At 70.7% G+C, this 24,103-nt stretch carries 22 protein-coding genes; 5 read left to right on the forward strand and 17 right to left on the reverse strand.

What is annotated here, in order from left to right; genetic code table 11:
• Window positions 1-100 precede the first annotated feature (100 nt).
• Genes ACPPVS_RS18645 through ACPPVS_RS18660 form a run of 4 tightly spaced genes read right to left on the reverse strand, consistent with a single transcriptional unit; the run spans window position 101 to window position 3,271 of the window.
• On the reverse strand, window positions 101-544 hold the full coding sequence (locus tag ACPPVS_RS18645) for a GNAT family N-acetyltransferase (RefSeq protein ID WP_426593776.1): 444 nt from the start codon (window positions 542-544) through the stop codon (window positions 101-103).
• A gap of 38 nt (window positions 545-582) precedes the next feature.
• Complete coding sequence (locus ACPPVS_RS18650) at window positions 583-945, reverse strand: VOC family protein (protein ID WP_426593778.1); 363 nt, start codon at window positions 943-945, stop codon at window positions 583-585.
• Between the two features lie 53 nt (window positions 946-998).
• Window positions 999-1,835, reverse strand: a complete 837-nt coding sequence (locus ACPPVS_RS18655) for a MerR family transcriptional regulator (protein ID WP_426593779.1) — start codon at window positions 1,833-1,835, stop codon at window positions 999-1,001.
• Between the two features lie 35 nt (window positions 1,836-1,870).
• The gene (locus ACPPVS_RS18660) at window positions 1,871-3,271 is read right to left on the reverse strand and encodes an MFS transporter (RefSeq protein WP_426593780.1); all 1,401 of its coding nucleotides are present in this window, start codon (window positions 3,269-3,271) and stop codon (window positions 1,871-1,873) included.
• Between the two features lie 56 nt (window positions 3,272-3,327).
• Here ACPPVS_RS18660 and ACPPVS_RS18665 point away from each other — a divergent pair, with 56 nt between their 5' ends.
• Both ACPPVS_RS18665 and ACPPVS_RS18670 read left to right on the forward strand, forming a co-directional pair.
• A complete protein-coding gene (locus ACPPVS_RS18665; protein WP_426593782.1) occupies window positions 3,328-4,140 on the forward strand; it encodes a class I SAM-dependent methyltransferase in 813 nt (270 codons plus the stop codon).
• A gap of 17 nt (window positions 4,141-4,157) precedes the next feature.
• On the forward strand, window positions 4,158-5,039 hold the full coding sequence (locus tag ACPPVS_RS18670; RefSeq protein ID WP_426593783.1) for a hypothetical protein: 882 nt from the start codon (window positions 4,158-4,160) through the stop codon (window positions 5,037-5,039).
• On the opposite strand, the gene ACPPVS_RS18675 is transcribed toward ACPPVS_RS18670, so the two are convergent.
• The gene (locus tag ACPPVS_RS18675) at window positions 4,963-5,787 is read right to left on the reverse strand and encodes an ABC transporter six-transmembrane domain-containing protein (protein WP_426593784.1); all 825 of its coding nucleotides are present in this window, start codon (window positions 5,785-5,787) and stop codon (window positions 4,963-4,965) included. The genes ACPPVS_RS18670 and ACPPVS_RS18675 overlap by 77 nt on opposite strands.
• Before the next feature lie 104 nt (window positions 5,788-5,891).
• On the opposite strand from ACPPVS_RS18675, the gene pyrE reads away from it, so the two are divergent.
• Window positions 5,892-6,431 (forward strand): orotate phosphoribosyltransferase, encoded by a 540-nt coding sequence (pyrE, locus tag ACPPVS_RS18680; protein WP_426593785.1) that lies wholly within the window; start codon window positions 5,892-5,894, stop codon window positions 6,429-6,431.
• Between the two features lie 4 nt (window positions 6,432-6,435).
• On the opposite strand, the gene ACPPVS_RS18685 is transcribed toward pyrE, so the two are convergent.
• From ACPPVS_RS18685 to ACPPVS_RS18700, 4 genes are all read right to left on the reverse strand, one after another.
• On the reverse strand, window positions 6,436-7,965 hold the full coding sequence (locus ACPPVS_RS18685) for an MATE family efflux transporter (protein WP_426593786.1): 1,530 nt from the start codon (window positions 7,963-7,965) through the stop codon (window positions 6,436-6,438).
• Window positions 7,966-8,151: 186 nt separating this feature from the next.
• Complete coding sequence (locus ACPPVS_RS18690; protein ID WP_426593787.1) at window positions 8,152-9,198, reverse strand: arabinan endo-1,5-alpha-L-arabinosidase; 1,047 nt, start codon at window positions 9,196-9,198, stop codon at window positions 8,152-8,154.
• Entirely contained in the window at window positions 9,195-10,712 is a 1,518-nt protein-coding gene (locus ACPPVS_RS18695; RefSeq protein ID WP_426593789.1) for an alpha-N-arabinofuranosidase, read from the reverse strand. Before ACPPVS_RS18695 ends, ACPPVS_RS18690 begins: the two co-directional genes overlap by 4 nt.
• A gap of 73 nt (window positions 10,713-10,785) precedes the next feature.
• Window positions 10,786-12,669 carry a glycoside hydrolase family 127 protein gene (locus ACPPVS_RS18700; protein WP_426593790.1) on the reverse strand — a complete coding sequence of 628 codons (1,884 nt, stop codon included), beginning with the start codon at window positions 12,667-12,669 and terminating at the stop codon, window positions 10,786-10,788.
• A gap of 139 nt (window positions 12,670-12,808) precedes the next feature.
• Between ACPPVS_RS18700 and ACPPVS_RS18705 the strand changes: the two genes are divergently transcribed.
• Window positions 12,809-13,720, forward strand: coding sequence for a 2-hydroxyacid dehydrogenase (locus ACPPVS_RS18705; RefSeq protein WP_426593791.1), 912 nt, complete (start codon window positions 12,809-12,811; stop codon window positions 13,718-13,720).
• Window positions 13,721-13,731: 11 nt separating this feature from the next.
• Here ACPPVS_RS18705 and ACPPVS_RS18710 read toward each other — a convergent pair whose 3' ends face one another.
• The 8 genes from ACPPVS_RS18710 to ACPPVS_RS18745 all read right to left on the reverse strand — a co-directional run bounded on the left by ACPPVS_RS18710 (window position 13,732) and on the right by ACPPVS_RS18745 (window position 23,538).
• Entirely contained in the window at window positions 13,732-15,243 is a 1,512-nt protein-coding gene (locus tag ACPPVS_RS18710; protein ID WP_426593792.1) for an alpha-N-arabinofuranosidase, read from the reverse strand.
• 25 nt (window positions 15,244-15,268) lie between these two features.
• Complete coding sequence (locus tag ACPPVS_RS18715) at window positions 15,269-16,582, reverse strand: alpha-galactosidase (protein WP_426593793.1); 1,314 nt, start codon at window positions 16,580-16,582, stop codon at window positions 15,269-15,271.
• Window positions 16,579-17,697, reverse strand: a complete 1,119-nt coding sequence (locus ACPPVS_RS18720) for a beta-galactosidase (RefSeq protein WP_426593794.1) — start codon at window positions 17,695-17,697, stop codon at window positions 16,579-16,581. Before ACPPVS_RS18720 ends, ACPPVS_RS18715 begins: the two co-directional genes overlap by 4 nt.
• 64 nt (window positions 17,698-17,761) lie before the next feature.
• Window positions 17,762-18,892 (reverse strand): hypothetical protein, encoded by a 1,131-nt coding sequence (locus tag ACPPVS_RS18725; RefSeq protein WP_426593795.1) that lies wholly within the window; start codon window positions 18,890-18,892, stop codon window positions 17,762-17,764.
• Window positions 18,889-20,220, reverse strand: coding sequence for a family 1 glycosylhydrolase (locus tag ACPPVS_RS18730; protein WP_426593797.1), 1,332 nt, complete (start codon window positions 20,218-20,220; stop codon window positions 18,889-18,891). The genes ACPPVS_RS18725 and ACPPVS_RS18730 overlap by 4 nt, the downstream gene beginning before the upstream one ends.
• Window positions 20,221-20,324: 104 nt before the next feature.
• The gene (locus ACPPVS_RS18735) at window positions 20,325-21,140 is read right to left on the reverse strand and encodes a carbohydrate ABC transporter permease (protein WP_426593798.1); all 816 of its coding nucleotides are present in this window, start codon (window positions 21,138-21,140) and stop codon (window positions 20,325-20,327) included.
• A gap of 80 nt (window positions 21,141-21,220) precedes the next feature.
• Complete coding sequence (locus ACPPVS_RS18740; protein WP_426593799.1) at window positions 21,221-22,165, reverse strand: carbohydrate ABC transporter permease; 945 nt, start codon at window positions 22,163-22,165, stop codon at window positions 21,221-21,223.
• Window positions 22,166-22,257: 92 nt separating this feature from the next.
• The gene (locus ACPPVS_RS18745) at window positions 22,258-23,538 is read right to left on the reverse strand and encodes an extracellular solute-binding protein (protein ID WP_426593800.1); all 1,281 of its coding nucleotides are present in this window, start codon (window positions 23,536-23,538) and stop codon (window positions 22,258-22,260) included.
• A 390-nt stretch (window positions 23,539-23,928) separates the two neighbouring features.
• On the opposite strand from ACPPVS_RS18745, the gene ACPPVS_RS18750 reads away from it, so the two are divergent.
• Window positions 23,929-24,102, forward strand: a complete 174-nt coding sequence (locus ACPPVS_RS18750; protein WP_426593802.1) for a hypothetical protein — start codon at window positions 23,929-23,931, stop codon at window positions 24,100-24,102.
• The last annotated feature ends 1 nt before the right edge of the window (window position 24,103 follow it).

A 24,103-nucleotide genomic window follows, 5' to 3' on the forward strand; every position in this document is an offset into this window, starting at 1 on the left:
CAGGAGCAGGCTAGGCCCCGCGCTCGCCGCGCGTTCGGGAATCGTCGGGGCGCGCCGTCATGGCGGACCGGCTCTCGTCCCGACGACCCCCTCGAAGGGGCTAGGCATCCCATGTGAAGAAGCTGACCGGCGACTCCCGCCCTCCCAGAGACCGGTAGAACGCCACGGCCCCCGTGTCGTCGCTGTCGGCGGGGACGAAGATCGCGGCGATGCCGGCCTCGGCGGCCAGGTCGCGGATCGTCGCGACGAGGCGCCTGCCGATACCGCGGCGGCGGAAGTCCGCGTCGACGGCGAGGTCGTAGACGAAGAGCTCCGCCGAGCGCGACCGGGTCATCGGGATCGTGTGGGCGGTGATCCCGCCGACCACGCGGCCTCCCTCGAACGCCGCGACCGCCCAGAAGGAGCCGGTTCGCAACAGCTCGGCGACGTACGCGTCGCCGAGCGGCTCCGGAGCTTCGTCGAACGCCTCGGCCATGACGACGAACAGCTCGCGAGCCGGCTGCTCGTCGCCCGGGACGAGTCGTCTCGTCGTCACGGTCCTCACGAGCCCATCGTGCTCCGCGGCCCAAGGGAAATTCACGCCTAGGGCTGAGGTGGTTCCTGGTAGACGCCCAGGACGTTGCCGCCCGGGTCCCGGAACCTCGCGGTCAGCTCGCCCGGGTCGGCCCCCGGAGGCTCGACCACGGCGGCGCCCGCCGCCACGAGGCGTGCCAGGGCATCGTGCAGATCGTCGACCATGAGGTAGACGAGCAGACCCGGGCCGGCCGGTGCGAGCCGCGGGTCGAAGTGACCGCTCACCTCGTCCACCGAGTCGTCGAACGTGATGCGGCCGCCGTCCCGGTGCATGCGCCAGCCGAAGACGGACTCGTAGAACGCGGCAGACGCCTCGACGTCCGTCGCGGGCAGCGCGATGTGGCAGACCTTGCCGTGTCCGAGGAGGGGCATCTCCTCATGGTGAGGGCCGTGGGGCACGTCCGCCAGAGCCTCCACGAGCGGCGTCACCTGCTCGTGCGGAAGACCGGCCAGCCGACCTCGGTGCGACGGTCGGCCACCACGTCGGTGTCCGCGCCGGTCACCGTGAAGTTCTCCCAGATCGGACCGGCGACCCCGATCGCCTGCGCGGCGACGAACGCTCCCAGGTCGGCGTACGTGCGGTCGAGGTCGGCACCTGAGCCACGGTGCACCATGATCGCCAGCTCGGTCCGGGGCAGCCGCTCGAGGCGCACGCGTCCCAGCCGGTCCAGACGGGTGGGACCGGCGACCGGCACGAACGCCACCAGCTCACCGATGCCCTGCTCGAACACGTCGGCGGAGAACAGGGCGCCGTCGACGCCTGCGCGCGTCCCGACGAGCTCCCGCAGCGCACCGTGGAGCTCCCGATACGCGGGACGCGCCCAGGCGCTCGCGTCGGTGAGCGCGAGACTCTCGCGGATGGTCAGCGCCCAGAGGGCCGGCACGTCGCGGAACTCGACCTCGCCGCCGTTCGGTGCGGCGTCCTGCAGCAGCGACCGCAGAGCGCTGACGGCGCCCCTCGTCTGCGCGAGCTGGTCCTCCATGTGCGCGAGGTGCACGGCGATGGCTCGGTTGCGGGCATCGATGTCGGGCGCCTCGACGACGGCCCGGACGGACTCCAGCGGCATCTCGAGGTCGCGCAGCCGCTTGATGACCTGCGCGATCGAGACCTGCGACAGGTGATAGCTGCGGTATCCGCTGCCGGGATCGACCCTCCACGGGACGAGGATCCCGACCTCCTGGTAGTGCCGCAGCGCCTTCACGGTCAGGTACGTCATCCGGGAGAAGTCGCCGATCGAGACCACCGGCTCGTCAGTCCTCATCACCCCTCCGATCGTCGTGCGCTGCGTCGACCCTTTCATGACGGCGGGAGACGGCGAGCGACGACCGCCACGAGGACCGAGACCATGGCCAGCGGCACGAGGGCGAGGGCGAACGCGTGCGGGACGCCCTCGCCGACCGCCCCGAAGAACACCACTCCGATGAGCGCCACCCCGACGGTGTTGCCGATCTGCTGCGCGGTGGACAAGGCCCCCGAGACGGTGCCGGCCTGCGACGGCCGGGCGTGCGCGAGAACCGCCATCGTCAGCGGGGTGATGCACAGCCCCTGACCGGCGCCGACGAGGAGCAGACCCGGCCCGAGCATGAGGACCGACCACCCGTCGAAGCCGACCACGGCAACCCCGAACGCCGCGTACCCGGCGAGCGTGACCAAGGCTCCGGCGATGACGACCGAGCGGCCGAACCGGCCGATCAGCGCGGGCGCCCTCAGGGAGGTCGAGAGATATGCGAGCGCGAGGACCGTGAACAGCAGCCCCGAGTCGAGCGGGGACAGGCCGCGGCCCTGCTGCAGGTACAGCGACAAGCACAGGTAGAACGACGCCTGTCCGCACCAGAACACCAGCTGCGCGCCAAGTCCGGAGCGGAACGTCGGCGAGGTCAACAGCTCGGCGGGGAACAAGGGTGCTCCTCCTCGACGCCCGAGACGTCGCTGCTGTGCGACGGTCGTCGCCAGAAGCACACCCGAAAGACCGAGCACGGCCCAGGTCCACGTCGGCCAGCCCTGACTCCGTCCCTGGATGAGCGGCAGGATGAGGGCGGTCACGGAGGAGGTGAGCAGCAGCATCCCGACCCAGTCGATCGGGCGGGGCGCGGCCGCCTTCGACTCCGGCACCAGGACCGGCGCGAGCACGAGGATCGCCACGCCGACCGGGATGTTGATCGCGAAGATCGCACGCCAGCCGAGGCCGGCCTGGATGAGGACGCCGCCGATCAGCTGGCCGCTGGCCGCGGCGACGCCCATCGCGAGCCCGTAGACGCCGATCGCCCGCGCCCGGTGCGGGCCGGGGAAGTGCACCCCGAGCAACGACAGCATGCTGGGTATCACGATCCCGGCGCCGACCCCCTGCACGAGCCGACCGGCCACCAGCTCTCCCGGCGTCCGCGCCAGGGCGCACACGAGAGAGGCGACGACGAAGCCCGCGACGCCGACGCCGTACATCCGCCGCCGCCCGATGACGTCCCCGATGCGCCCGGCGGTGAGGAGCGTCGCACCCAGGGCGAGGCCGTACCCGGACACCACCCACTCGAGGGCGGCAGCGTCCGCGCCCAGGTCCGCCTGGATGGAAGGGAGTGCGACATTGACGATGAAGAAGTCGAGGACGACGAGGTAGACGCCGGCGACGAGTACCGGGAGTGCGCGCCAGGGAGGCGTCGCCGTGGCGAGCTGGGTGGGTGTCCGGAGCTGGTTCTGGGTCATGCACCTGTTCTGGTGTCTCCCGCGGGGGGAGAGTCAATGGGCTCTACGTTGTCGAGATGGAGCAGCCCCCGATCCACGACCACTACGACAGGGTGTTCGACGAGGACCAGCGCCTGCGCGTCGGCCTCGGCAGGCTCGAGCTGGCCCGCGTGCAGGAGATCGTCCGTCGCCACCTGCCGCCCGCCGCTCGGGTGCTCGACGTCGGCGGAGCGACCGGTGTGCACGCCGAATGGCTGCTCGGCGACGGTCACACGGTGCACCTGGTCGACCTGATGGCCGGGCACGTCGCGCGGGCCACGGAGCGCCTCGGCGGGGTCGACGGGTTCACCGCGGAGGTCGGCGACGCCCGTGCCATCGGCAGGCCGGACGCCTCGTTCGATGCCGTCCTCCTGCTCGGACCGCTCTACCACCTGACCGATCGCGCCGACCGCCTGGCGGCGTGGCGGGAGGCGCGTCGCGTCGTCGTCCCGGGCGGCGTGGTGGTCGCGATGGCGATCTCCCGGTTCGCGTCCCTGTTCGACGGGCTCGCGCAGTCCTACCTCTTCGACCCCGCGTTCCGCGCGATCGTCGCGCAGGACCTGGCGACCGGGGTGCACGAGAACCCCACGGGCGACCCACGCTGGTTCACGTCCGCGTACTTCCACCGGCCCGAGGAGCTCGCGCAGGAGGCCACCGAGACGGGGCTCGTCGTCCGGGAGACCGTCGGCGTCGAGGGGATGGCGCACTGGATCAGGGCCTTGGCGTCGGCGTTCGACGACGAGGGCGCCCGCGACGTCGTGCTCGACGCGGCGCGCGTGATCGAGGCGGAACCAAGCCTGCTCGGCCTCAGCTCGCACCTCGTCACGGTCGCGACCCGCCGCACCGACTGACGGGACATCATGAGCGGATGCCGGCCGACACAGCGCAACGCGCCGAGGACCTCATCACGGCAAAGTCTCGCCGGGACGCGGCAGTCCTCGACCGGGCCCGGTCGCTCCAGCTCGACATCGCGAGCTGGGGGCGCACGGTGGGCCTGCGCGTACCGGCGCTGCCCGAGCTGGCCTTCTACAACAAGGCCCGTGGCGTCAACGCCGACGACCTGGCGCACCTGCCGGCGATCTGTGCGTTCTTCACGAGTGCCGGGATCACGCCCACCCTGGAGGTCTGGGCAGCCGACGCCTCCGACCGGCTCGGCGCCGCCCTCGTCGGCCTCGGCCTGTCTGCGGGCACCGTCACGGCGGTACTGCACCGGCACCTGACGGACGTGCCACGATCGCCGGGCGCTGCGGACGGCACGGTCACGGTCACTGAGCTCGACCCGGCCGACCCCGACGCGGACTACTTCGCCACCCTCGTCGGCGGGTACGGGCTCGCCGACGCCCGACCAGAACGCCGCGCGATGCTCCACGCCGAGCACGACCCGGCGACCGTGCGTCGCTATGTCGCCCGCGTGGATGGCCGGCCCGCGGCCGCCGCCGGCCTCTACCTCCATCCCGACGGAGCACTGCTCAGCGGAGCCGCGACCCTGCCCGAGTACCGTCGCCGCGGCTGCCAGGCCGCACTGATCAGGCGCCGACTCGCCGACGCGGCACTCGTCACCGACCTCGCCGTCGTGACGGTGGCCTATGGATCTACGAGCCAGACCAACCTCGAGCGCGCCGGCTTCCACCTGACGCACGCCCGCACCAGCTGGCAGCCGCTCGAGCCCTCGTCTACTCGCGGGGTTCGTTGCGCAACCGCTGGAGGATGTCGCGCAGGCGCAGGTACTCCTGCCACGAGACGGGCATGAACGACGCGACCGCCGAGAACTCGAACACGTAGAGGATGACCGACAGGAGCGTTCCTTCGTCCATCCCCTGCCGTGTCGATGTGACGATCGCGAACACCTGCAACGCGACGGTCAGCGTCAGCGAGAGCGCGAAGTTGACCGCATCGATGTCGGACAGCTTGATGGTCCAGCTGTTCAGCAGGCCGATGTGCCCGCGCGTGAGGGTGCTGTCGTTGCGCCCGAGCACATCGACCTGCCGCTCGTACTCGTCGTTGTAGCCGCGGTTGAAGTCGACCGTGCGCCGACTGCTGGCGGCGTAGATCGCCACGATCAGCGCGGTCATCACGAGCGCGCCGAGGAACACGGGGACCGAGAGCGCCGCGAGGAAGAAGAGGGTGCCGATGAATGCGCTGACGCTGCCGACCAGCTCAGGCATGGAGTACTCGAGGAAGTCGATCACCTCGCGCAGCATGTTCAGCCGGGCGGTCTTCTCAGACAGTCCCGCCCGTTGCTCGAGTGCCGCGGCGCCGGCACGCTGGTAGATCCGCGCGTACAGCCGGACATCGTGGAGGCGACGAACCGTCGCGAACGCCATGGTGAGGAGACCGACCGCCGCCAACAGGATCAGTCCGCGGGTGGAGCCGCCCAGGTAGTCGTCCAGAGCGACGCCCAGCAGGAAGGGGATGACCACCTGGCCGGCGGCCTCGGCGATCACCAGGAGCAAGGACAACGCGACGCGCGGTCGATAGCCCTGCAGCATCTGCCACATCACCGAAGGCTAGCGAGCGGGCGTTGCGCGAGGTGGCTGCGAGCCGGCCAGAGTACGACCGACGAGGGGGTCATGACGCGGCGCCCGACTGCGAAGATCGGTACGTGGACCACGACACGCTCGCCCGACAGATCGACTCGCTGTGCCGGCTCGAGGGAGAGTTCGTCCTGCGGTCGGGGACGCTCGCTACCGAGTACTTCGACAAGTACCTGTTCGAGTCGGACCCGAGCATCCTGCGCGCGGTCGCCGAGCAGATGGTCCCGCTGCTGCCGCCCGATACCGATGTCCTGGGCGGCCTCGAGCTCGGTGGCGTGCCGATCGCGACGATGCTCAGCTCGCTGACCTTCCTGCCCGTCACGTTCGTGCGCAAGGAAGCCAAGACGTACGGGACCGGACGCCTCGCCGAGGGCCGAGACGTCGCCGGCGCGCGCGTCACCCTGGTGGAGGACGTCATCACCACCGGCGGAGCCGCCCGAGCGGCAGCACTGGCCCTACGGGCTCAGTCCGCACACGTGTCGACGGTCGTCTGCGCCATCGACCGCAGCCCCGGCGCCGAGACTCCGCTCCTCGACGCGCGCATCGAGATCCGGTCGGTGCTCACCCTCGCCGACCTCGATCAGGCACGACTCGCGCGCCGTCGCTAGCGACTCAGGCTCGCGTCCGACGGCGTCCCCGGCGGCGCACCGGCGCGACGACGCTGCTGTGCAGCAGGCGCCGCCGGCGGCGGACCGGCGGCTGGGGCGAGGTCGACGGGTCCGCGACGCACCGCGGCATCGGCACCACCGCCTCGACGACGAGCGGTCCCTCGGCGGGGCCCTCGACGAGCACGGGCTCGGTGGCGGAGACAGGGGTCCGGCCCAGCGTGCGACGCGCGTGCAGATAGGCCGGGACGAGCAGCACGACGGCGAAGAGCCAGGCCAGCGGGTTGCCCCAGATGACTCCGGCGTATCCGAACGACGCTCCGAGCACGATCGCCGCGCCGACGCGCCCCACGAGCTCGACCGCGCCCGTCATCGTCGGGACCACCGTGTGCCCGAGGCCCTGCAGGGCTCCGCGGAGCACGAACAGGACGCCGAGCACCGTGTACAGCGACCCGTTGACGATGAGCATGTGGTGGGCCATCCCGACCACCTCGTCCTCGCCCTGACCGAGGAAGCCGCGCACGATCGCGCCGCCCGCGACGATGAAGATCACGCCGATGACGATGGAGCCGCCGACGGCCATCACGGCTCCGTGGACGACGCCCGTGCGGATCCGGTCGGGACGCCCTCCACCGTGGTTCTGCGCGGCGAACGTCGAGACCGCCAGGCCGAGGGAGGCGAGCAGCGTCACGGCGAGCCCGTCGACACGTGCGCCGGTGGTGAACGCCGCCACGGCGTCCGGCCCGAGCCCGTTGAGGCGCGTCTGCACGGCGAGCGCACCGATCGCGATGATCGACGCCTGGAAGCCCATCGGCAGACCCAGGCGCAGGTGGTGCAGGACGTCCGCACGCCGCACCCGCAGGTCGGCGCGCGAGATGTGCAGCGCCGGCACTCGTCGGCGGACGTACTCCAGGCACAGGACCACCGAGACCGCCTGGGACGCGACCGTCGCCGCGGCCGCGCCACCGACGCCGAGCCCCAGGAAGTTGACGAACGCGACGACCAGCACCACGTTGAGGACGCAGCACACGGCCAGGAAGACGAGCGGAGTGCGGCTGTCGCCGATCGCCCGGACCGCGGACGCGAGGTAGTTGTAGAACATCGTGGCGATGGCCCCGGCGAAGCTCACGGTCGCGAACGTGCGCGCCTGCGGCATCAGCTCGTCCGGCGTCTGCAGCAGCTCGAGGGCCGGCCCGGTCGCCGCAACGGCGACGACGGTGAGCACGACACTCACCGCGGTGGTGAGCAGCACGCTGGTCGCGACGGACCGGCGCACCGCGGGCTGGTCGCGGGCGCCGAACGCCTGCGCGGTCGGGATGGCGAACCCGGACGTCAGGCCCCACGCGAAGCCGAGCAGCAGGAACAGCAGGCTGCCGGTCGAGCCGACGGCCGCGAGGGCGTCGACCCCGAGGGTGCGCCCGACGACGAAGGCGTCGGTGACCTGGTAGAGCTGCTGCACGACGTTGCCGACGAGCAGCGGGATGGCGAAGACGATGATGACTTTCCAGGGACGGCCCGCGGTGAGGACGTTGGCCATGACGGTGCTGACTCCAGAGGGTGGTTGCGCGGGTTGGTCTCAGGTCGAGCGCGGTCGGGTGCGCAATCGGATCGTATCGATTCGATCGGCCGGTCGGCCGCAGATTTTCGCCGTTCGTGGTGCACATCACCGAGGGCTGCGGAACGAGCACGTCGTGTGCCGGCCACGACGTGCTCGTCCGAGGTGCTAGGAGCCGGGAGCCGACTCGGACGCTGCCCCCTTCAGCTCGTCGGCCGTCATCGCGACCGGCCAGCCGTCGTCGGTCCACGCGAGCCTGCGGATCGCGAGGGTCGGCGTACCGCCGGTCGCGCCGTCGTAGAAGTGGAACCCGAGCAGCTCGGCGTCCTTGGTGACCGCGACCGACTCGCCGCCCGGGCCGATCATGTCGCCGACCGCGTCGAGCACGGGCGTGCCGCCGTTCTCGAGCAGCGGGTCACCGTCGGCGTCGACGTACGGGCCGGCAATGTCCTTCGAGCGCCCGACCTCGGCGTGATAGGTGCTGGAGACGCCCTGGCAGCAGGAGTCCTTCGAGACGAACAGGTACCAGTAGCCGTCGTGGCGCAGCAGCGCGGGGGCCTCGATCGCGTTCGTCGCGTCCCCGCGGCTGGCGATCGTCTGCGGCTCGGCACCCTCCGCCGGGAGCCCGCTCGGCCACGACAGCTCGAGGAGCTGGATCCCGCCCCAGAACGAGCCGAAGGCCATCCACGGCGTGCCGTCCTCGTCCGTGACCACGGAGGGGTCGATGGCGTTGTAGTCGTCGGCCGGCGTCGACTGCCAGACGATCCCCTGGTCCTGCCAGTCGACGTCCGCGCCCAGCTCGTCGGACGTCATCAGACCGATCGCCGAGGTGTTCGAGCCGAAGGTCGACGCGGCGTAGTAGAGGTACCACGTCCCGTCGTGCTCGACGACGTCGGGCGCCCACAGGTTGGTCACGCCCGGCACGGTCTTCTCCTGCCACGCCGGCCGGGCGTCCGGGAGCACCTCGCCCGCGTACGTCCAATCTTTGCCGCCGACCGAGTGCCGTACCTGGATGGCGCCCAGCCCCTTGGTCATGTTGCCGGTGGAGAACACCCACCAGTCGTCGCCGTCGACGACGAGCGCCGGGTCGTGCACCTCGATCTCGCCCGTCACGGGGACGGCCGTCCCGGCCACCGGGTCCGACGAGGAGCACGCCGCCAGGAGAGCCACGACGGCCGCCCCGCAGGCCACCGAAGCCGCGGTCAGACGCCTCATCGGGCGAGCCTGATCATCGTCCACGACACCGGCGGCAGCTCCACCGACCGGGCGCCGTCGGTCTCGACCACGTCCAGCGGCCGCGGCGCGAGCGACGTGTCGTCGTCGGCCGTGGACTTCGCGTTGGGGTCCTCGTTCGACATCACGACGGCCTCGACGACCGTGAGGCCCTCGAGCCCCCGCACGTCCAGGTTCAGCGAGATCGGCTCGTCGACCGAGCGGTTCACCGCGAAGACGGCCATCGCACCGGTCTCGGCGTCCCACGTGGCCACCGCGTCGACCGTCGGGGTGCTGCCGAACTTCTTGGTGGTGTGCGACGGGGTGTCCAGCTCGACGCGGAGCACGTCGCCGGACGCGTAGCGCGAGGTCAGCGCGAAGGGGTGGAACGTCGTCTGCTTCCAGCTCCGACCCCCGTCCTGCGTCATGATCGGCGCGATCACGTTGACGAGCTGCGCCAGGCTCGCGGCCCGGACCCGGTCGGAGTGCCGCAGCAGCGAGACCAGCAGGCTCCCGACGACGACCGCGTCCGCTACCGAGTAGTGGTCCTCCAGCAGCACCGGTCCTACCGGCCAGCTGTCCTTGGGCGGCTCGGACGCCTCGCCGTCGAGGTACCAGACGTTCCACTCGTCGAACGAGATATGGATCCTCTTGGTGTGCCGGCCCGCCGAGCGCACGGCGTCCGCGGTCGCCACCACCGACTCGACGAAGTGGTCCATGTCGATGGCCGAGCCGAGGAAGGAGGCGAGGTCGCCGTTCTCCTCCCAGTAGTAGGCGTGCGCGGAGATGTAGTCGACCTGGTCGTAGGCCTCGGTCAGGACCACGCGCTCCCACTCACCGAACGTCGGGATCGTCACCCCCGACGAACCGCACGCGACGAGCTCGAGGTCCGGCTGCATCTGACGCATCGCCCGCGCTGTCTCCGCGGCGAGGCGGCCGTACTCCTGGGGGGTCTTGTGGCCGGTCTGCCACGGGCCGTCCATCTCGTTGCCCAGGCACCACATCGTGATGCCGTGCGGGGCCTCGGCGCCGTTCGCCCGACGTCGGTCGGACAAGGTGGTGCCGCCGGGGATGTTGCAGTACTCCAGCAGGTCGATGGCCTCCTGAACGCCGCGGGTGCCCAGGTTGACCGCCAGCATGGGCTCGACGCCCGCCTTGGCGCACCAGCGCATGAACTCGTCCGTGCCGACGGTGTTGGGCTCCGTCGAGTGCCACGCCAGGTCGAGGCGGGTCGGGCGCTGGTCCCGCGGGCCGACGCCGTCCTCCCAGCGGTAGCCCGAGACGAAGTTGCCGCCCGGGTACCGGACGGTCGAGATGCCGAGCTCCTTGACCAGCTCGATGACGTCCCCGCGGAAGCCGTCCTCGTCGGCGGTGGGGTGCCCCGGCTCATGGATCCCGCCGTAGACGCACCGGCCCAGGTGCTCGACGAACGAGCCGAAGGTGCGTCGGCGGACGGGCGAGATCCGGAATCCGGGGTCGATCGTGAGGGTGGCGGTGCGGGGGGCTGCTGTGGCCATCGGACATCCTGTTCGTGGTCGTTCGGGGGTGCGTGCTCGGCATCGGCTGGTCAGCGGGTTGGGACGGCCCCGCTCATCGGGCGGCCTCGGGCACCCACACGCGCATGCCGGGGCCGTGCCGGCGGTTCCCCCACCGGTGATAGGGCACGAGGGTCAGGTCGAGCTCCGAGCCCTCGCCGGTCGAGGCCGCGCCGGTCGAGTAGACCCACCCCGGCGCTGCGGGCCGATGGCGACCACGCGCGCGCAGCGCCACCGGAGCGTCCAGTCCGGGCAGGCCGGCGACCACCTCCCACGCCTCCGGCACGATCTGCACGTCCTCGACCACGACCCCGTCGGGCAGGTCACCTCCCTCGAGGGCGAAGAGCAGCGGTCCGCGGGCGACGGCGACGCAGCCGCGCACCGCGTCCACGTGCGGGTGCGCGCGCAGCGCCCTGGGCACCAGGTCGAGCTCGAGCACGACCGTCGATCTCCCGACCGGGAGGTCGACGGCTACGTAGCCTCGCTCGGGGACCAGGTCGAGCTGCCGGCCACCGACCTGCACGCTCCAGTCCGTCGTCCATGCGGGGATCCGCAGCCGCAGGGTCGTGGCCTGGGTGGCGTCCGCGTCCACCTCCACGCGCCCGTCGTACGGGTAGCCCGACCTCACCCGCAGCGCGATGCCGTCGGCGGCGATCTCGGCGTCGCTGTACAGGTGCAGATGCAGCTCGCCGGGTGCCGTCGTGGCCGCGTAGTGGCCCAGCGACGCGACGAGCCGGCCCAGGTTGGGCGGGCAGCACGCGCACCCGAACCACGCGGCCCGGTGCACGAACGAGTTCCAGTCCGTGTCCTCGGCGTGCGTGCTGCGCACCTGGAGCGGGTTGGAGTAGAAGAACGAGCGCCCGTCCTGCGCCGCGCCGACCGCCACGGCGTTGAGCAGCGCCCATTCCATCGCGTCGGCGTACCGGCCGTCGCCGCTCGCCAGCAGCATCCGCCACGACCACATGACGTCGGCGATCGCGGCGCACGTCTCGGCGTAGGCCCGCTCGGACGGCAGCTCGTAGGCGTCACCGAAGGACTCGTCGCGGTGCCGGGCGCCCAGACCGCCGGTGACGTACATCTTGGCGTCGTGCACCGAGCTCCACATGCGTTCGGCGTAGGCGAGGAGCGCGGGGTCGCCCCGCTCGAGGTACAGGTCGATCACGCCGGTCGCGAGGTAGACCTGACGGACCGCGTGCCCGGTGGCCTCGTCGGCCGAGAGCACCGGGGTGTGGTCCTGGTAGTAGCGGGGGCCGACGTGGTCGTTGGCGAGCACACCGCGTCCGCGCCGGTCGACCATCGTCCGGGCGAGGTCCAGGTAGGCGCGTGTGCCGGTCTCGCGGTACAGCTCGACCAACGCCGTCTCGATCTCCGGGTGCCCGCAGTAGCCGTCGGGGACGTCACCGCCGAGCCCGTCGACGACGTCGTCCGCAAAGCGGACCGCGACGTCGAGCAGCGAACGGTCGCCCGTGGTCCGGTGCCACGCGATCGCGGCCTGGATCAGGTGGCCGAGGCAGTACAGCTCGTGGCCGTCGCGCAGCTGGTCGTAGTGCACGCCCGGCGTGGTCGTCTGGAACCAGGTGTTGAGGTATCCGGAGTCCTCCTGGGCAGCGCGCAGCAGCCCGACGACGTCGGCCACCCAGGCCGTGCGGTCGGCCCGCGTGTCCCAGGCCACGGCCTCGAGGGTCTTGTACAGGTCCGAGTCGGCGAACAGCGGACCCCGGAACGGACCGCTCTGCTCGCCGGCCGCGAGACGGAAGTTGTCCAGGACCCCGGACTCGTCCATCTCCTCGACGCAGTGGTCGATCGTCCCGCCGGACGCCGTGACCTGCCAGGCGCCGAGGTGGCCGGACTCCAGGAGGCGGGTCGCCGACCAGGGCAGCGGCTCCCAGACCGCGTGGGGCGAGCCCGCTGCGACGGGACCATGAGTGGGGACGGGCACGCGACCTCCTGCGCATCTTCGCGACGGACCGAGGTGACTCGCGGCCCAATTACATCGTTGCATATTCTAGGCTCCGACCCTCGGGGGTCCACAAGGGGATCTCCCCGGCGACGTGTCGACCGCGTGCGACGATGACGCGATGACGAACGCGCGTCCCGTCGTCGTGGTGGACATGTCGTTGCACCCCTTGGCCGAAGAACGGCTCCTGACCTCGGCGGATGTCGAGAGGCTCCCACCCTGCGGACCCGCGCGGACCGACGCGCTCGCCCGGGCCGAGGGGCTGCTCGCGTACGGACCGCCGGGGCCCGACGAGCTCGCCTGCGCCGCGCGGCTGCGGGCGATCGCGGTGCACCTGGCCCCGCCGGCGATCCGCGACGCCGCGCGCGCCAGGGACGTCACCGTGATCGAGTCGACCCGGCTGTGGCGCACCGTCGCCGAGCACACGCTGGCGCTCCTGCTCGCGACGCTGCGCCGGGTGCCTCCCGCCGATGCCGCCGTCCGCGCCGGGCGCTGGCCGACCGAAGACCTCAAGCAGCGCTACTCCGGACGCGACCTCGCCGACGCGACGGTCGGCGTCCTGGGCGCCGGCCGGATCGGTGCGCGGCTGCTCCGGATGCTCGCCGCGCTCGAGGCCCGGCCGCAGTTCACCGACGACCGACCGATGCCGGAGCTCGAGCGGTCGACCGGCGCTCGTCAGGTCGACCTCGACACGCTGCTCGCCACCTCGGACGTGCTCGTGGTGGCCCTGCCGCTGGACGACTCGACCCGGGGCGCGGTCGGCGCTGCCGAGCTGGCGCGGCTTCGCCCGGGTGCCACGCTCGTCAACACCGCGCGCGGCCCGGTCGTCGACGAGGTGGCGATGCTCGCCGCGCTGCGCGACGGCCGGCTCGCGGCCGCCGGGCTGGACGTCCACGGGGACGAGCCGCTGGCCGCCGACCACCCGCTGCTCGCGCTGGAGAACGTGGTGATCACGCCCCACCTCGGGGGGTCCACGCTCGAGTGCGACCTCGAGCTGGTCGACGGCCTGCTGGAAGCCCTCGGAACCGCCTGAGGCCGCCGCCGTCAGGCGGCTGCCAGGCGGATCATCGACCACGACACCGCCGGGAGGACCCCCGCCAGGTGCCCGTCTGCGGCCGTGACCGTGCCGTTCGGCCGCGGCCCGACGGACGAGTCGTCGTCGGCCGTCGCGGCCCAGTGGACGTCCGGGTTGGACAGGGTGACGGCGTCGACGACGCGCAGCCCCGGGAACGCCCGAAGGTCGGCCTCGAGGCGGACGTCCTCGGTCACCGACCGGTTGACGACGAACACCGCGAGCTCCTGGGCCTGCTCGTCCCACGTCGCCACGGCGTCGACCGTGGGCGTCTCGCCGAACCGCGCGGTCTCGTGCGAGGGCGAGTCGAGGGCGACGCGCAGCACCTCGCCGGACGCGTGCGCCGAGGTCAGGGCGAAGGGATGGAAGATCGTCTGCTTCCACACCCGCCCGCCCGGCTCGGTCATCATCGGCGCGATGACGTTGACCAGCTGCGCGAGCGACGCCGCGTGCACCCGGTCGGTGTTCCGCAGCAGCGAGATGAGCAGGTTCCCCAGCACCACCGCGTCGGCGACGTTGTACCTGTCCTCGAGCAGGATCGGTGCGACGGGCCAGTCGTCGCCCGTCGGCGGCCGGGACTCGGCGCGCTTCTGGTACCAGACGTTCCACTCGTCGAACGAGATGTGGATCCGCTTCGAGGTCTTCAGGCGTGCTCGGACGGCATCGGCGGTGGCGGCGACCGACGCGACGAAGTGGTCCATGTCGATGGCCGAGCCGAGGAAGGACGCGAGGTCGCCATCCTCCTCCCAGTAGTACGCGTGCGCCGAGATGTAGTCGACCTGGTCGTAGGCCTCGGTCAGCACCACCCGCTCCCACTCACCGAACGTCGGCATGGCTGACGACGACGACCCGCACACGACGAGCTCCAGGTCCGGCTGCATCTGACGCATCGCCCGCGCGGTCTCCGCGGCGAGACGTCCGTACTCCTCGGCGGTCTTGTGCCCCGTCTGCCACGGGCCGTCCATCTCGTTGCCGAGGCACCACATCTTGACCCGGTAGGGAACTTCGGCGCCGTTGGCCCGGCGCAGGTCGGACCAGTAGGTGCCGCCCGGCACGTTGCAGTACTCGAGCAGGTCGAGCGCCTCCTGCACGCCGCGGGTGCCCAGGTTGACCGCCATCATCGGCTCGACGCCGGTGGTCGTCGCCCAGCGCATGAACTCGTCGGTGCCGACCGTGTTGGGCTCCGTCGAGTGCCACGCCAGGTCGAGGCGGGCCGGGCGCTGGTCCCGCGGGCCCACGCCGTCCTCCCAGCGGTAGCCGGAGACGAAGTTCCCGCCCGGGTAGCGCACCGTCGAGATGCCGAGCTCCTTGGTCAGCTGGATGACGTCGCCGCGGAAGCCGTCGGCGTCCGCGGTCGGGTGCCCCGGGTCATGGATCCCGGAGTAGACGGAGCGGCCCAGGTGCTCGACGAACGAGCCGAACGTCCGACGGCGGACAGGGCCGACGCGGAACGCCGTGTCGATGGTGAGACGAGCCGTGGGCATGTGTCGTTTCCTCAGTTCAGTCGGGTCAGGATCGGGTGAGCTCGAGCCAGCGCACCCCGTGAGCGGGTACGTCGAGTGCGAGGGTGAGATCGGGGCGGACGCCGACCACTCCGGAGTCCCAGAGGTCGTGCGCGGTCCAGGCGCCGTGCCCGGCCGCCACCGAGTCGCCGAGCACGTCCTGCAGGGCGACGGTCGCGTGGTACTCCGTCGGCCCCGTCCAGAACACGGCGACGAACCGCGCGGGACCGTCGGCCTCCCGCGCCGCCCAGACGACGACCTCGCCGTCATCACGGTCCTCGACGGGTTCCCGCCACAGCTCGGACCCGTCGACCGACTCCTGCAGGACCCGCCCCAGCGCCGGGTTGGCCAGCCGGTCGAGGGTGGCGTCGTCGGTCTCCGGCAGGTTCCCACCGATCATGAACGGCGAGCGGGCCATCGCCCAGAGGGTCAGCAGGGTGCGCTGCTCGTCGGGCGTGAGCAGGGAGTCCCGCGGCTCACCGCGCTCGGCCCGGACGCCGATCCGGCCCAGCGGCAGCATGTCCGCGTCGGCCCAGCCTCGCGGCGACTGCAGCGGCGCCCACCGGGAGAGCCGACCGAACTGCTCCTCGACGTCGCTCCACCGGTCCCACAGGTCGTTGCTGATCCGCCACAGGTCGGCGTTGCGACGCAGGTGCCGCACGTGCGCCGTGGACAGGGCCGTCCCCGGCGACAGGGAGAGCACGATCGGCCGCCCGGCGCGGTCGAGCGCGAGCCGCCACGCCTCGATCGCGTCGGCGTGGTACGGCGCGAGCATGTCGTCGATCTTCAGGTAGTCGAGCCCCCACGACGCGAGCAGCGACGCGAACCCGTCGAGGTAGGCCTGCGCCCCCGGGTGCGAGTGGTCCAGGCCGTAGTAGCCGGGGTGCCACGCACAGGTGGACGACGTGTCCGCGATCTGCGAGGCCGTCCAGTCCGTCCCGAGCACCGGCAGGTCGAGCGCGACGGCCCGACGCGGGATGCCACGCATGAGGTGGACCCCGAACCGCAGCCCCATCGCGTGCAGCTTCTCGGCGAGCAGGGCGAAGCCCGCACCGCCGGCCGACGACGGGAACCGGCCGGGCGCAGGGGCGGGGTAGCCGTGGGCGTCGACCTCGAAGGGCGCGTCCTGCTGGTAGCCGTGCGAGCGCGCCGTCGGGTCGTACCAGTCGATGTCCACCACGACCGTGTCGTAGCCCACCGGCAGGAGCCGGCTCGCCAGCACCTCCGCGTTGGCGAGGACCTCGTCCTCGGTCACCGTGGTTCCGAAGCAGTCCCAGCTGTTCCACCCCTGAGGCGGGTGCTCGATGCCCAGCCGGCTCATCGCTCGACGTCCCGGCTCGGCCGCGACGGCGGGAGGTTGCAGGCCTTGAGCACCTCGATCTCGTCCGGGTCGTACGGCGTGAAGTCGGAGTGCACGATGTCGTGCATCCACAGCCGGGTGTCGATGCCGGGCAGCGGCTTGATGAACTCCCACACGTGGTTGAACTGCGCCTTGCCGTTCACGAAGCCGAAGAAGTAGCTGCCCACGCCCTCGGACTTCCACAGCGGCAGGTGGGTCTCGATCGTGCTGCGGTAGGGGCGGTGCATCCACTCCGTGTTGAGCAGCGGCCGGCCGAACCCCTTGAGGAATCGGGTCAGCTGCTTGGCGTGGGTGTGGTCGCCGTAGTAGTGGAACGACACGATGTCGGACAGCTCGATCGCGCGCTCCTCGACCGGCTGGAGCCGGCACGGGTCGAGCAGCCACTCGTACGCGTCCGCCGCGCCCACGCCCCAGATCTCGGCGGTGAGCGGCTGGCTCACGTCGGCCTCGCGCAGCCAGGAGAAGACCTTCTCCATCATCGGCAGCGACCGGTCGTTCCGGGTCGAGTTCCCGATCTCGTTCCACACGTTCCACACGACGATGCGTTCGTCCTGCCCGTACCGGTGGGCGAGCTCGTCCACCCAGCGACGGAACGTCGGCTCGAGCTCCGGCTCGTCGGTGAGCACGTAGCCGACGATGCCGCCACCCTGGACGTCGTCGTCGAACGGGGACTCCGAGGACCCGCCGAAGTACCCGGCCTCCGGCTCGGGCTGCGGCCCGAGCTGTGCCGGCGACCAGCGGTGCCTCGGCACGGAGCAGTCGTTGAAGAGCACCGGCATCATCGTCATGCCGTAGGAGCCGAGCAGGTCGAGCAGCTGTTCCAGGTGGGCGAAGAACGCGTCCGGCTCGTGCTGCCACACCTCGAACGGCAGGTAGAAGCGGATGGAGTTGATGCCGTAGGAGTGCGCCAGCGCGATCTCCCGGGCGGCGTCGCGCCATGCGGCGTCGTGCTCGTGCTCCTGCAGCAGCCACAGGGCGCCGTGGATCCCCCCGCTCGGGATCCAGTTCATCCCGGTGATCCAGTCCCGGGACGTGTACCAGTCCCAGATCTCGTCCTCCGACCAACGCCGCTTCATCGCGCCCCCTCCTCGTCGTACCCGGTCGTGCCGTCCGTCGTCCTGCCGATGGCTTCGCGGTTGCTCACAGGACGCCCACCCGCTCGCGCCAGTCCCCCGCCACCACGGCGACGACGACGTCATGGCTCCCGGCTGCGTTGCGGACCGTGGTGGCCTGCACGAGCTCGCCCGCCGCGTTCCAGCGCACCGCCTGGGAGTAGCCGCTGGCGTCGGCGTGCACGTGCCGGACCGCGGCGACCGGGAGCTGCATCGCGCGCCAGGTCGTGCCGAGGTCGTCGCTGACCAGCGCATGGTTCGCCTCGTGACCGTCGAGCCACGAGTGCCGGGCGGTCGCGACGATGGTCGCCCCACCTCGACCGTCCGGGGTCCACGCCACGTTGGGCGTCCCGGACAGCACCACGCCCTCGAGCGAGACCAGCATCGGACCCGGCTCGGCGGGGTCGCCCCAGTCGACCCCGTCGCGCGACGTGCGCCAGTGGATCGGCACCTCGTGCGGGCCGACGATCTCGACCACCGCCCGGTAGGAGCCGTCAGGAAGGGGCTCGGTGGCGACGAACATGCCGGGCCGGCGGTAGCGGTCGGGGATCCCGACCACCGTCTCGGCCTCGGTCCAGGTGCGCAGGTCGGACGACGCCCGGCGCGAGATCACCTGCAGCATGCCGCGGTGCTTCTCCCGCTCGTCCGCGAAGTACACCGCCAGCACCCCGTCGACGAGCACCAGCTCGGGCTCCCAGATCGACGTGGTGGTCGAGGTGCGGGCCGGGTCGTAGAGCGCCGGCCCTCCCGAGTCGACCACGGACTCGAACTGCCACGTGGCGCCGCCGTCGCGAGACGAGTAGAGCGCGATCGTCGTCGTCGACCCGTCGCCCGGGATGGCGTTGCCGGCCAGCAGGAGGTCGCCGCGGTGCAGGTGCGCCAGGTCCGCGGGCAGCTCGTAGATGACCGGCTGGTACCGGTTTCCGCGGCCGAGGTGGTCGGCGACCCGCGCGTGCTCGCGCCAGGTGCGACCCCCGTCGTCGGAGCGCCACACGGGAAAGACGGGCCCCGCCGGATCGGCCACGCCCAGCCGCAGCTCGCAGGTCAGCAGCATCGCGCCGCCGTGCGGACCCTGCGGGTCGGTGACCAGCAGACGCGAGTACATCGCGCCGGCCTCACCGACGCTCCCGGAGTGGACGACGGTCGTGGTGACGCTCATGACGGTGCTCCCGACGACTCGGTGGTGGCGGTGCGTCGGCCGTACCGCACGGCCAGGTCGGCGAACGCGTCGGCCGCGGCCGTACGGACGCGCGCGTAGGACGGGAGCCCGTCCGGGCGGGTGCCGTCCGGCACGAGGTCCCACAGACCGTGCCGCAGGAGGTACTCCGGAGCGGGCGCCGTGCCCTCGCGGTAGTCCCAGAGCAGGAAGTCGATCAGCGCCCACCAGGTCCAGCCGACGAGCGGCAGACCCTCGGCGCGCAGCCGCTGGACGACGTCCATCGACGCGTGCAGCCAGTCGACGCGGCGGTCCACGGCGCCGGGATCGCCGGTCTCGGTCAGGGCGAGCGGTACCTCGGGGTAGCGCGCGTGCCACGTGCGGACCAGGTCCTCGAGGGCGTCCGTCCCGGCGTAGGTGACCGGCCAGGACGACGGGCGGGGCTCGCCCGACGGCGGGCCGCTCACGTCGACCGTCGAGACGTGCGGGTAGTAGTTGACGCCCAGGACGTCGGGACGCACCGCGTGCTCGACGAACCAGGCCAGCTCGGCGTCGCCGACCCCGTGCGCCCGCAGATGACCGACCAGCGGGTGCGCGTCGTCGACCCGTCCCGTCACCAGGTCCTGGTGCAGGAAGACCCGCTCCCGCAGGTGATCCACGCGGTCCGCCCACGGACCCGCTGCGTCGGCCGAGCCGCCCGGGACGACGAACCGTCGCGACGCCTCGACGTGCCAGAACGCGATGTCGGGCCGTATCTCGGCCACGGCGCGCTGCGCCAGGACCACGCCGCGAGCCACGCCCAGCAGCACGCGCAGGTAGCCGTCGTCGCCCTCGAGGTGGGGTGGCCAGATGCCGTCCTCACCGCACCGCTCGGCCGTCACGGACGGCTCGTTCGTCGGCGTGACGATGGTGACCTGCGGGTATCGCTGCGCGAGCGTGGCCGCCAGGTCCGCGAGCGCCGCGGGGTAGCCGGGGTCGACGAACGATCCGGTCAGCCACGCCGGCGTGCCGTAGTGCACGAGGTCGAGGATCACCTCGACGCCGCTGGCCCCGAGCGCGTCGAGCACGCCGTCGGTCCACGCGAGGTCGAACCGGTTCGGCTCCGGGTGCACCTGGTACCACGGCACGCCCCAGCGGATCTGGTCGGCCCCGCTGGCCACCAGGAGCTCGACGTCCTCGCGCCAGCGGCGGTCGTGGTCGGTCAGCGCGTACTCGTCGAGCGCGCGTCGCCCTGCGCGCGGCTCGACGACGAAGGTGTCCTCGATGCCGACCCCGACGGCGAACGGCGCACACGCGGTTGCCGTCAAGCCGTCGTTCTTCTGCGTGCTCATCCTTGCCTCCTTCGGAGCGGTGCTGCTTCAGGCATGCCGGGTGGCACGCACCGCGGGACGGGCGGTCCCGCGGTGCGCGTCGGTCGGTCGGCGCCGACGGGCGGTCAGCCCTTGATGCCTGAGGAGGCGACGCCCTCGATGAAGCGCTTCTGGACGAGGGTGAACAGGATGATCAGCGGCAGCACCGATATCAGGGAGCCCGCCATCGTGACTCCGTACGGGATGACTCCCTGCTGCGTCCCGTTCAGCAGGGCCAGGCCGGCGGTCAGCGTCCGGTCCTGCGCGGAGTTGGTCATCGTCATCGGCCAGATCATGTCGTTCCAGTTGCCGATGAAGTTGAACATCCCGAGCGTGAGCAGACCGGCCTTGGCGTTCGGCAGGATGATGCTCCAGTAGATCCGGAACTCCGAGGCGCCGTCGATGCGCGCAGCGTTGTCCAGGTCCCGTGGGATGGACACGAAGAACTGTCTGAGCAGGAATATCCCGGCGACGTCGGATGCGCGGGGTACGACCAGGCCCACCATCGACCCGATCCAGCCGAGATCGGACAGCATCTTGTACAGCGGGATCAGCAGGGCCTGGAACGGGATCATGATCGTGGCCAGAAGTACGGCGAGCACGATGCCACGGCCCTTGAAGTCGATGCACGCCAGGGCGTAGGCCGCCATCGAGTCGAGCAGCAGCGAGAAGACGGTCACGAGCACCGCCATCTGGATCGTGTTCCAGAGCTGGGCCCCGACCGGGATGCGGTCGAAGACCCCCGGGAAGTTGTCGAGCGTCCACGAGGCCGGGATCAGCTTCGGCGGGTACTTGAGCACCTCGGACTGCGGCGTGAACGCCGTGATGACGATGATGAGCAACGGGAAGGCGCAGATCACCGCAGCCACGGTGGCGATCAGGAACCCGCTGGACCGGCCCATGAAAGTGGTTCTGTGCAGGCCTGACCCCTTGGACGCGCCGAGCTTCGGCCTCACCGGGGTTCTGGAGATCGTGAGCGCGCTCATGCCATGTCCCTCTCCTGGCGCCGGTTGATGGTCAGCTGGATGACGCCGACGATCATCGTGATCACCATGAGGACGAACGACAGCGACGCCGCATAGCCCTGCCGGAAGTTGGTGAAGCCCTCGGTGTAGACCCGGTAGACGATCGTCTCCGTGTGCCGCTGCGGGCCGCCGGCGGTCATGATGTAGATCTGGTCGAAGGCCTGGAAGGCGAAGTTCGCGGCCAGGATGATGACGTAGGTCATCGTCGGACGAAGGCCCGGCAGGGTGACGTGCCAGAACCGCCCCCAGGCCTTGGCGCCGTCCAGGTGCGCCGCCTCGTACTGCTCCTCGGGGACTCCTTGGAGTCCTGCGATGAAGATGACCATGAAGTACCCGAAGGTCTTCCAGACAGCCACGAAGATGACCGTCGGCATGGCCCAGGTGGTGCTGTGGAGCAGATCCGGCATCGCGCGTCCGAAGATCTGCTCGAACCAGTACGGGATGATCCCGGTGCTGGGGTCGAGCAGGAAGCTGAACGACAGCGCGGCTACCGCCATGGAGATGACGAACGGCAGGAAGATCACCGTCCGGAACATCCCCCGCAACGGCAGATCCTTGCGGTTGAGCAGCACCGCCATCCCGATGGCCGTGGCGATCACGAGCGGGATGAATCCCACCGCGTAGACGAGCGTGTTGACGATCGCACCGCGCGTGTCGGGGTCGGTGAAGATGCGCGCGTAGTTCTTGAGCCCGACGAACTCGGGCTGGTTGAGTCCGGTCGAATTGGTGAACGAGATCCACAGCGCGTAGAACGCCGGGTAGAACACCCAGATCGCCAAGATGATCAAGGCGGGGATGAGGAAGGCAACGCCGGCTCGGAACCGGCGGCTCTGCGCCTTCGGCTTTCGGAACTGCTTCTGCTGGCCGGGCGACCGGGCATCCTGCGCCCGGGTGACAGACAACCTGGACGCTTTGTAGACCACTTTGTCAGACATAGCGACGAGCACCGCCCTTCAGGGGATGGACGCGGGTCCGGGTACACCAGAACTGTCAGCTACTCGCTCGCGAGGTAGCCGTCGACCTTCTTCCCGGTGCTCGAGAGCAGCTTCTGCACATCGCCGCCCTGTGCGATCTGGGTCATCATCGAGTTCGTCTCGTTGGTGATGTCGGTCACCGAGGTCGAGATGCCCGTGGCGTAGTAGTACGAGTGGTCCGAGGCCTTCGCGAGGTCAGCGATGATCGGGTACGCGAATTCGCTCTCCGTCACGTCGTTCCGGTTCGGCGGGTAGTAGGACCCGGTCCAGACGACCTGCTGGTCGTGCGTGTTCCAGAAGTCCTCGAAGCCGTACGCGCAGTTCATCTTGGCGTCGGTGTTGTTCATGGACGTCGCGTAGAAGTAGTTGTAGACGCCGGCGACCCAGTCGCTCGGCCAGTGGAACATGTTGACCTTGATGCCGAAGGAGTCGGCAGAGGTGATCTCCCACGGGCCGTTGTAGATCATCGCCGCGCGGCCGGAGCCGAAGAGCTCCATGGCCTTGGTGTTGTCGAGGCCGGTCGGACTGACCTTGTCCTGCCACACCTTCTGCCACTGCGTCATCGTCTTGACGTTCTCTGGCGAGTCGAGGTGCTCCTTGCCGTCGGTGATGTAGTCACCGCCGCCGGTGTGCAGCATCGTCGAGAGCATGCCGGGGTCCATGTCCTGCAGCGCCATGCCGTACTGCTCGGGCGTGCCGTCGCCGTTCTTGTCGATCGTGAGCTTGTGCGCTACGGCGATCAGCTCGTCGATCGTCTTCGGGTAGTCGGCCTCGGTCAGACCCGCAGCCGCCCACAGGGTGGGGTTGATGTAGACCGCGAACGGCGTGACTCCCATGGGGACGCCGTAGGCCTTGCCGTCAAACGTGACCTGCGGCTTCATCGCCTCGTAGAACGCGGTCGAGCTGGGGTACTTCGTGGTGTCGTCGTAGAAGGCCTGCTGCGACAGGAAAGCGCCCTGGTTGGCGTAGCCGAGCCCGCTGTCGATGCCTTGCACCACGAGGTTCGGGCCGTTGCCGGCGCCGAGGCTCGTCAGGAGCTTCTCCGAGATCGACGTCCAAGCCAGTGGCTCGGACTTGATCGAGCAGGCAGTCTGCGAGGCGTTGTACGAGGCGACGATCTTGTCCAGAACCTTGCCGTCAGCCTCGGTGTAGCCGTGCCACAGGACCAAGTTCGTGGTGCCACCAGCGGCGGCGCTGTTGCCGTCAGAACCCGAGCCGCCGCCTGAGCATGCGGCCAGGGCGAGGGACGCGGTGGCTGCGAACGCCGCCACCGCGAGAGACTTACGGGAACGAAAGTGCATCTGATCCTCCTTGATCAACGGGCCACTCGTTCTGGTCTTGACCGGCGACGCATTTCTGTCTGCTGGGCGGCCTGCTGCACGTGGGTCGCTTTTGCCGGTTACAACGTTGGAAGTGAGGGTAACCCAGCGGTGGGCATCAGACAAGAATCCGTGACCAAATCGTGACGCAACTGCCCGTCAACGCTCTGACCTGCACAAACGCGTCGATCCGCAGGTCGGAGAGACCCCGCTGACTCATGTTCGCCGCGATCTGGGCGGGTTTGACGCTTGCCTGACTGACGGGCCGGCCCGCGTGGGTGACAGCCCGATTACATCGTTGTAGAGTCAGGGCCGCCGGGCGACGTGCTCCGGTCTCTTCTGGTGCCCCCTCGACGACGAGGAGCGAAGGCGATGACCGTCGACGAGCCGCCCGTGGAGGACCCGGACAGCGGACCGGTGCCGGCGGCCCGGGTCGTCGACGGCGTCGAGGAGCGGCTGGACGCGGTGGTCAGCGCCCGGGCTACCGCGAGCTCACGCTCGACGTCTTCCGCGCGGCGGATCGCCGGGGCGACGTCCTCCCGTTGAT

Origin of the sequence: Cellulomonas sp. McL0617, assembly GCF_049994875.1 — a bacterium.
Lineage (GTDB): Bacteria > Actinomycetota > Actinomycetes > Actinomycetales > Cellulomonadaceae > Cellulomonas.